This is a genomic window from uncultured Thermus sp. (genome assembly GCF_938010445.1).
Classification (GTDB): Bacteria; Deinococcota; Deinococci; order Deinococcales; family Thermaceae; genus Thermus; species Thermus altitudinis.
On the sequence record NZ_CALLUR010000174.1, the window covers coordinates 1 to 7,647 of the forward strand.

The window sequence follows — 7,647 nt, forward strand, 5'->3', positions numbered from 1 at the left end:
CGTGTCCCTACCCCGGGCCCAAGGCAGGATGGCCCCCTCGGCCAGGGAGAGCTCGGGGTTGACGATGAGCTCGGGGTCAAACTCCTGCTTGTAGCCCAGGCCCGAGCAGGCGGGGCAGGCCCCGTAGGGGGCGTTGAAGGAGAAGATGCGGGGCTCCAGCTCCTCCAGGACGCTCCCATGCTCGGGGCAGGCGAACTTTTCCGAGTAAAGCTCCTCTTGGCCACTATCCGGGTACAGGACCCGCAAAAGCCCCTCGCCCCTAAGAAGGGCCAGCTCCACCGCCTCGGCGATGCGGGGGCGTTCCTCCTCCTTAAGGGCCACCCGGTCCACCACCAGGTCTATATCGTGCTTCTCGTACTTTTCCAGGTTGAGGTTCTGGGCCTCCTCCAGGAGGTAGATGACCCCGTCCACCCGCACCCGGGCGTAGCCTTCCTTCAGGAGTTGCTGGAAAAGCTTGCGGTATTCCCCCTTTCTTCCCCGCACCACGGGCGCCATGAGGATGGCCCGGGTGCCCGGGGGTTTTTGCAGGAGGCGGTCGGTGATCTCGCTGGCGGACTGCTTCTCAATGGGGCGGCCGCATTCCGGGCAGTAGGCGGTGCCGATGCGGGCATAGAGGAGGCGGAGGTAGTCGTGGATCTCCGTCACCGTGCCCACGGTGGAGCGGGGGTTGTGGCTGGTGGTCTTTTGATCAATGGAGATGGCCGGGGAAAGGCCCTCTATGCTTTCCACCTCGGGCTTGTCCATGACCCCCAAGAACTGGCGGGCGTAGCTGGAGAGGCTTTCCACGTAGCGCCGTTGCCCTTCCGCGTAGATGGTGTCAAAGGCCAGGGTGCTCTTGCCCGAGCCGGAAACCCCAGTGATGACGATGAACTTGCCCCGCGGGAGCTCCAGGCTGATGTTCTTGAGGTTGTGCTCCCGTGCCCCCCGGATGACGATGCGGTCCATCCGTGGAAGTATACCACTACCCTCTGGCAAGGACCAGGTGGCCGGGGGGTGCTTCCCGTGGCCTATAGTGGACTCATGGCCTCTTGGATGCGCGCCGAGGCGGAGGAGGCTCCTCAGGTCATAGAGCGTCTCCTTCGGGAGAACGAGGGTGAGGTGCAGGGCCTGGCCCGCTTCCTGAGGAAGCGCCCACCGAGCCTTACCCTTACCGTGGCCCGGGGCAGTTCCGACCACGCGGCCCTTTTGGCCAAGTACCTCCTCGAGGCCCGCCTGGAATGGCCGGTCCTCTCCTTGGCCCCTTCGGTCCTCACCCTCTACCGGGCCCGGCCCCGGGTGCCCTTTCCTTCGCTCCTTCTGGCCTACAGCCAAAGCGGGGAGAGCCCGGATCTCCTGGAGGCCGTGGCCGCCTACCGGGCGCAGGGTGTCCTCACGGTGGCCCTGGTGAACCGGGAGGAGAGCCCCCTGGCCCGAATGGCGGAGGTGGTCCTTCCCCTCCATGCCGGGGAGGAGAGGGCGGTGGCCGCCACCAAGAGCTTTCTCGCCATGCTGGCCGCCACCCTTCACCTCCTGGCCCACCTGGTGGAGGAATCCCGCCTGCGCCAGGTCCTTCCCACCTTACCCGAGGCCTTGCACCGGGCCTTGGAAACCTCGGGGGAGCTGGATTACCTGGAGGATGGGGAAAACCTTTTCGTCCTGGGGCGGGGGTTCACCTATCCCGTGGCCCTCGAGGCGGCCTTGAAGCTCAAGGAGGTGGCGGGGCTTCATGCGGAGGGGCTTTCGGCGGCGGAGTTTCTCCATGGGCCCCAGGCGCTATTGGAGCCCGGCTTTCCTGTGCTGGCCCTGGTGCAAAAGGATGAGGCCTCGGATACCCTTCTTGCCATCCTGGAGGGGCTAAGGGCTAAAGGAGCCCATCTTCTCGTCCTCTCCCCTGAACCCGACGCCCTAGCCTTGGCGGATTCCCCCCTGGCGCTTCCTGTGGCCTCTGAGCCCGAAACCACCCCTCTTCTCCTAGCCCAGGCCTTCTACCCCAAGGCGGAGGCCTTGGCCCGGGCCCGGGGCCTGGACCCGGACCGGCCCCGGCACCTCACCAAGGTGACCCGGACCCGTTAGAAGACCTTCTCCCCTAGGGGCACCTCCCGCTCCACGGTGAGGAGGACCACCCGGCCCTCCCCATCCTTGGCCCCCAGGACCAGGACCTCCGAGGGAAACCCGGCAATGAGGCGGGTACCTAGGTTCACCGCGCACACCACCAGCCGGCCCAAGAGGTCTTCCGGGCGGTAGAGTTCCGTGATCTGGGCGGAGCTTTGCTTGATGCCCAAAGGACCCAGGTCTATCCAAAGCTTATAGCTGGGCTTGCGGGCTTTCTCGTGGGGCTCGGCCTTAAGAATACGGCCCACGCGCAAATCCAGGGCTTGGAAGGCTTCCAGGGCGTCCATGCTTTGATTCTGCCAGAAGGGTTGCCGTACCAAAAGCTTTCCCGCCCCCGCAGGGGGGCGGGAGTTTTGCCGTCCTGGAGCTGGTGGGCCGTGCAGGACTTGAACCTGCAGCCTACCGGTTATGAGCCGGCCGCTCTGACCGATTGAGCTAACGGCCCCCGCCAGAAGGCTATATTAGCATAGCAGGTGGGGTAGGGCTAGATATCCGGGGCCTAGAGGTGTAGGGTGGAAGCGGAGGTGAGCCATGACGGTGAACGAGAGCACCACCGATAGGGTGATCCGGTTTATCCTGGCCCTTGTCCTCTTCTACTTCGCCTTCCAGTCGGCATCCCCTTGGAACTGGATTCTGGGCATTGTGGCGGTGGTCCTCCTCTTCACGGCGGTTACCGGCTTCTGCGCCCTTTACAAGGTCCTGGGCATTAGCACCAAGAAGTAAACCGCCGGGCCCTTGGGGTTTGGGGAATGGGGGCCTTGCCCTGGCCGGTTGCTCCCGGGGACCTCGTGCGGGTGGAGTTTTATAAGTTCCCGGGGGATAGCCTGCACTACTTCTGGGAGGCCCGGGTGGTGGAGGTGCGCCCCGAAGGGGTCCTCACCCTTTTGCCCCAAGGGGAAACCTTCCACCATGTGGCCAAGGGTAGGAGGGTGGTGCTGGACCACGACGCCTACGTGGCCTTTTTCCCAGGGGCCTGGTACTCCGGGGGGCCGGACGTGCGGGAGGGGCGGGTTTTGGAGTACTACTGGAATGTGCAAACCCCAGCGGAGTGGACGGGACGGGGCTTTTGCCAGTATGACCTCGAGCTGGATGTGAAGTGCCGGGCCGACCACACCTGTGAGGTCTTTGACCGGGAGGAGTTCCAGGCAAAGCGCCCCCTTTATCCCAGGGTTTGGGTGGAAGAGGCGGAAAAGGCGGTGTTGGCCATCTTTCGCCACATGGAAGAAGGCCGCTGGCCGGTTTTGCCTCCGGGGGAACCCCTTCCGTGGTTGGAGCGGATCTAGGGGGTAAGGCTGGGTAGGGGGCTGGGCCTGGGGTCCTGATTCCCGGGCCCCCAAGCTCTAATGGGGAGGAGGGCGCGGCCCTCTAGGTGCCAGCGCCCTTCCAGGACCACTTGGTAGAGGAGGCCTTTGAAGAAACCGTGGAAGCTATCCTCCCAGGTTTCCAGGTTCTGGGCCCTAAGGGGGTAGTTGTGCCAGGCGGGGCCCAGGTAGTAGAGCCAAGGATCCTCCAGGGGGCGGGTGTCCTCTTTGGGGAGGCCTAGGAGGGCGTTAAAGTAGCCCCGGAGGCGGCTTGCGGTGAAGAGGAGGTTTAGGTAGGGGTCCTCGAGGGCCTTCCTGGCCTCGGCCTCCGTCTTGGGGAAGGGCCTAGCGGGGTCCCAGGCCCCAAAAAGCCGCAGGCGGTCCCCCTGCTTTAGGGCATCCTCCCAGCTCATCTGGGCCAGGCCCAGGGTACGGCTTAGAGGAGCGTGGCCTTGGACTTCGGCCAGGCCTTGGGCTAGCCCATCGGCTGCTTCCCGCACCCCGCGGGAAAGCCCCAAGGCCTTGTCCCCCCCGTACTGCTCGTTGTCCACGATGGCCGCCAGCACCCCGGAGGGGAGCCCTAGGGCAAAGGCGGCGGCGCGAATCTCCCGGGCATAGGGAAGGACGTGGTGGGGAGCGGTGGGCAGCCCCTCCAGGCTCACCCTATGGCCTCGTCGGGCCTGGCCGATGGCCTCCACCCAGCGCTTGGCTGCCAGAAGGGCGCTTTGGCCATCGGAAAAGGCGGCGCGCTTACCGGTGCGTTGGTTCTTAAGCTCGAGGCGCATTAGCCGGTCATAGGCCCGGGCCGCCTCTTTCCCCAGAAGCTGATGCAGGCTGGCCTTCAACGCCAGGTGAAGGCCAGTCAAGGCTTCCCTTTGCCGTGGGGGGTAGGGAAGGAGGTCCCGCAGGCTAGGGGAGGGAGGTGCGGAAGGGGGAAGGGGGAGCAACAGGAAAAGCAGGCCCGCCAACGCCAGCACAACCCAGGGGCCCGGGGGCATGGGCTAGGGCTGGGGGTCGTTCACGGGAGCGGGCGGGACTTCCACCGTGGCCTCCACCGGATAGCCGGCGTAGGTGCGGCGGCCCCCCAGGGTTCTCTCCAAGACCTCCCGCCACTCCGGGAGGTTGAGGAAGCGGTCTGCCTGGTTGCGGAGCTCGAGGTCGGCCAGCTCGTGGACGCCCAGAAGATGGATCTCCTTTCCCAAGGCCCTAAGGGCGGCAAAGGTATGGGCCAGGTCTCCCGAGCCGCTGGCCACGATGGCCCGGTCCCAGCGGGGAGCAGTGGTGAGGAGATCCGTGGCCATCATGGCTTCAAACCGGGCGTCCCCCCGCACCAGGCGGCTTCGCACCGTGTAGCCCATGAAGACCAGGGCGTCTATAAAGCGCTGCTGGCGCTCGTCCTCAGGGTCGGTGATGGGGACGTAATAGAAAGCGTTGTAAAGCTGCTCGGGGGTGGCGAACTGGGTGAGGACCCGGCGGTGGTCCACGTTCCAACCCAGCCGTTTAGTGGCCAGGTACATGTAGGAGCCATCAATGAAAAGGGCAACCCGCATATGCCCCATCTTAAAACAACCCAGGGCCCTGGGGTAGCCACGGCCCTGGGTGGGCTTACCCGCTTATCAAGCGGGGGTTTTCTCCTCCGCTTTCTCCGAGGAGTGGCCGGGGTTCACCTTAAGGGCGGGGTTGGCGTAGGCGGCGGCGTGGTTGGCGGCGATGGCGGCTTCCCCGAAGCCCAGCACAATGAGGGGGAGTTTCCCCGGATAGGTGACGATGTCCCCGCAGGCGTAGACCCCGGGGATGCTGGTGGCCATGGTGGTGTCCACCTTGATCTTGTTCTTTTCCAGCTCCAACCCCCAGTTGGCCAAGGGCCCTAGCTTGGTGAGGTAGCCCGCCAGGATCAAAACCGCATCCACCTCCAGCTCCTTTTCCTCTTGGGTGGCGTTATGGAAGATCACCGCCTTTTCCACGTGCTCCTTCCCCTCAATCCGCCGCACCTCGTAGGGGGTAAGCACCCTAAGCTGGCCTTCTTCATGGGCTTTCAAGAGCTCCTTTACGCTGGCCTCGTGGGCCCGGAACTGGGGCCTCCGGTGGATCAGGGTGATCTCCCGGGCGGTGCCCAGAAGGTTCAAGGCCCAGTCCACGGCGCTATCCCCACCCCCCACGATCAGGACCCGCTTGTTCTGGAACTCCGCCTTGTTCCTCACCGCATAGTAGACGCCCTTGCCTTCCAGCTCCTTCTCCCCAGGAGCTCCCAGACGCCTGGGTTCAAAGGCTCCTACGCCGGCAGCGATGATGACGGCCTTGGCGCTGTAGGTGTTGCCGAGGGAGGTGGTCACCTTGAAGAGATCCCCGTCCTTTTCTAGGGTTTCCGCCCGCTCCCCCAGGCTGTAGATGGGGTTAAAAGGAGCCACCTGCTCCACCAGGCCCTGGACTAGGTCTTTGGCGTACACCTTGGGGAAGCCAGCTACGTCGTAGATGTACTTTTCTGGATAGAGGGCGGAGAGCTGTCCTCCGGGTTCGGGCAAGGGATCCACAAAGCGGAAGGAAAGCCCCCGCATCCCCACGTAAAAACCCGCAAAAAGCCCAGCGGGTCCTGCGCCAATGATGATCACATCGGTGTGCTCCATGGCCTCACCTCGCCCTGCATTCTACCCTTAGGGAAGCCCCTTTGGGGGCGGCTTCCGGCAAGGGACAAAGGTCTTAGGTCCATCCCATAACCTTCTCCCTATGGTCCTAAGGCAGGACCTGGGTTCTGCCTTGGCTAATCCATCTGGAGCACCACTTTGCCAAAGATGCGCCGTTCCTCAAGAAGCCGGTGCCCCTCCGCCGCCTCCTCTAAGGGAAGCACCTGCCCCAGCACGGGCCGGAGCTTGCCTTGCTCCACAAAGCGCAAGATAGGGAAGAGGCGGCTTTTGGAGCCCATAGTGGAGCCCAGGATGGAAAGCTGCCGGAAGAAGACGTGGGCGAAGGGAAGGGTGCCCTCATAGCCCGAGGAAGCGCCGGCGATGGCGATCCTGCCCCCATTGGCCGTGGCCCGGATCACCCCTTCAAAGTAAAGGGCCCCGGTGTGGTCCACCACCTTGTCGGCGCCTTTGCCGCCGGTTAGACGGCGCACCTCTTTGGGCCAGTCGGGATGGGTGTAGTTTACGGTTTCGTCGGCTCCCAGCTCCTTGGCCTTCCTCAGCTTTTCCTCCGAACCGGCGGTGGCGATGACCCGGGCCCCGAAGAGCTTGGCGATCTGGATGGCGGCCACGCTGACCCCGCTACCTGCGGCCATGACCAAAACATCCTCCCCGGGCCGCACCTGGAGTTTGTCCACCACCATCTGCCAAGCGGTAAGGAAGGTGAGGGGGATGGCAGCGGCCTTTTCAAAGGAAAGGTTTTGCGGTTTTTTAAGAAGGTTGACCTCCGGTACCACCAGGTACTCGGCGTAGGCTCCAAAGCGGTGCTCCCCCAGGATCTCGTATTTGGCGCAAAGGTTATCCTCCCCGGCCAGGCACCTTTCGCAGTGGCCACAGGAGAGGCCAGGATTGACCACCACCTCGTCCCCGGGGGCAAAGCCGGTTACCCCGGGGCCCACGGCATCCACCACCCCCGAGGCATCGGCTCCTAGGATGTGGGGTAGGGGAAGCTTGGGGCTGGCTACCCCCTTTCTTACCCAGATATCCAGGTGGTTGAGGGCTGCGGCCTTTACCCGGATCCGCACCTCTTTGGGGCCGGGCTCGGGGGTAGGCATCTCGGCTACTTTTAGGACCTCTGGGCCGCCTCGAGCTTCCATGACCACCGCCTTCATCAGGGCCTCCTTATGAAGGGGATTCTCCCATGAAGGGCAGCCGGGGTCAAGGTACGGCGACCCTTGACAGGGTCCAGAAGAAGCGGGTACCCTGTCCAGCGTAAGGCTAAGAGGAGGTAAACGCTATGAGAAAAATTGTGGCAGTTTTGGTGAGCGTCGCGGCTCTGGTCGGCATGGCCAGCGCCCAGACTTTTGTTTGGCCCCAGAAGTGGACGGTGGCCAAGCCCTCGGAGGTGAAGCGGGGGGGCACCATTCGGGAAGCGGTGATCTCGGACTACCGCACCTTCAACCCCTTCATCACGGCGGAGGCGGGCAATGTTCCTAGCCTTCTCGCCGGGCCCATTGGCCTGGTGCGGCGCGACCCCACCACGGGGGACTGGATCCCCTACATGGCCGAGTCCTGGAGCATCAGCCCGAACAAGTTGGAGATAACCTTCAAGATTCGCCGGGGGATGAAGTGGTCCG

The 7,647-nt window shown here is 64.1% G+C and carries 9 protein-coding genes, 1 tRNA gene and 1 pseudogene; 4 read left to right on the forward strand and 7 right to left on the reverse strand.

Going from position 1 to position 7,647, the window contains the following annotated elements:
- Positions 1–945, reverse strand: a 945-nt coding sequence (locus tag Q0693_RS09675) for an ATP-binding cassette domain-containing protein (RefSeq protein ID WP_366140538.1), incomplete at its 3' end; no start/stop codon positions are given.
- A 75-nt stretch (positions 946–1,020) separates the two neighbouring features.
- On the opposite strand from Q0693_RS09675, the gene Q0693_RS09680 reads away from it, so the two are divergent.
- Positions 1,021–2,052, forward strand: coding sequence for an SIS domain-containing protein (locus Q0693_RS09680; RefSeq protein WP_298631263.1), 1,032 nt, complete (start codon positions 1,021–1,023; stop codon positions 2,050–2,052).
- Here the strand turns inward: Q0693_RS09680 and Q0693_RS09685 are convergent.
- Both Q0693_RS09685 and Q0693_RS09690 read right to left on the reverse strand, forming a co-directional pair.
- Positions 2,049–2,378: a tRNA-binding protein gene (locus Q0693_RS09685; RefSeq protein ID WP_243027725.1), complete on the reverse strand. Its 330-nt coding sequence runs from the start codon at positions 2,376–2,378 to the stop codon at positions 2,049–2,051. The two genes, Q0693_RS09680 and Q0693_RS09685, sit on opposite strands and share 4 nt — an antisense overlap.
- Before the next feature lie 81 nt (positions 2,379–2,459).
- Positions 2,460–2,536 (reverse strand) — tRNA-Ile (locus tag Q0693_RS09690).
- A gap of 86 nt (positions 2,537–2,622) precedes the next feature.
- Between Q0693_RS09690 and Q0693_RS09695 the strand changes: the two genes are divergently transcribed.
- Complete coding sequence (locus tag Q0693_RS09695; RefSeq protein ID WP_243029860.1) at positions 2,623–2,814, forward strand: DUF2892 domain-containing protein; 192 nt, start codon at positions 2,623–2,625, stop codon at positions 2,812–2,814.
- A 26-nt stretch (positions 2,815–2,840) separates the two neighbouring features.
- Positions 2,841–3,374: a DUF402 domain-containing protein gene (locus Q0693_RS09700; protein ID WP_298631267.1), complete on the forward strand. Its 534-nt coding sequence runs from the start codon at positions 2,841–2,843 to the stop codon at positions 3,372–3,374.
- On the opposite strand, the gene Q0693_RS09705 is transcribed toward Q0693_RS09700, so the two are convergent.
- From Q0693_RS09705 to Q0693_RS09720, 4 genes are all read right to left on the reverse strand, one after another.
- Positions 3,371–4,390 (reverse strand): hypothetical protein, encoded by a 1,020-nt coding sequence (locus tag Q0693_RS09705; RefSeq protein WP_298631270.1) that lies wholly within the window; start codon positions 4,388–4,390, stop codon positions 3,371–3,373. The genes Q0693_RS09700 and Q0693_RS09705 overlap by 4 nt on opposite strands.
- A gap of 3 nt (positions 4,391–4,393) precedes the next feature.
- Positions 4,394–4,942, reverse strand: coding sequence for an NYN domain-containing protein (locus Q0693_RS09710; RefSeq protein WP_243029855.1), 549 nt, complete (start codon positions 4,940–4,942; stop codon positions 4,394–4,396).
- Positions 4,943–5,008: 66 nt separating this feature from the next.
- Positions 5,009–6,016, reverse strand: a complete 1,008-nt coding sequence (locus tag Q0693_RS09715; RefSeq protein ID WP_298631273.1) for an NAD(P)/FAD-dependent oxidoreductase — start codon at positions 6,014–6,016, stop codon at positions 5,009–5,011.
- Between the two features lie 134 nt (positions 6,017–6,150).
- A complete protein-coding gene (locus Q0693_RS09720) occupies positions 6,151–7,182 on the reverse strand; it encodes a zinc-binding dehydrogenase (protein WP_298631275.1) in 1,032 nt (343 codons plus the stop codon).
- Positions 7,183–7,307: 125 nt separating this feature from the next.
- Between Q0693_RS09720 and Q0693_RS09725 the strand changes: the two are divergent.
- Positions 7,308–7,647, forward strand: a pseudogene (locus tag Q0693_RS09725) (ABC transporter substrate-binding protein); the annotation flags it as partial.

Coding starts and splice junctions, on each gene's coding strand:
- Q0693_RS09700 (WP_298631267.1), top strand. CDS start 2,841: ATGGGGGCCTTGCCCTGGCCGGTTGCTCCCGGGGACCTCGTGCGGGTG.
- Q0693_RS09680 (WP_298631263.1), top strand. CDS start 1,021: ATGGCCTCTTGGATGCGCGCCGAGGCGGAGGAGGCTCCTCAGGTCATA.
- Q0693_RS09715 (WP_298631273.1), bottom strand. CDS start 6,016: ATGGAGCACACCGATGTGATCATCATTGGCGCAGGACCCGCTGGGCTT.
- Q0693_RS09710 (WP_243029855.1), bottom strand. CDS start 4,942: ATGCGGGTTGCCCTTTTCATTGATGGCTCCTACATGTACCTGGCCACT.
- Q0693_RS09705 (WP_298631270.1), bottom strand. CDS start 4,390: ATGCCCCCGGGCCCCTGGGTTGTGCTGGCGTTGGCGGGCCTGCTTTTC.
- Q0693_RS09720 (WP_298631275.1), bottom strand. CDS start 7,182: ATGAAGGCGGTGGTCATGGAAGCTCGAGGCGGCCCAGAGGTCCTAAAA.
- Q0693_RS09695 (WP_243029860.1), top strand. CDS start 2,623: ATGACGGTGAACGAGAGCACCACCGATAGGGTGATCCGGTTTATCCTG.
- Q0693_RS09685 (WP_243027725.1), bottom strand. CDS start 2,378: ATGGACGCCCTGGAAGCCTTCCAAGCCCTGGATTTGCGCGTGGGCCGT.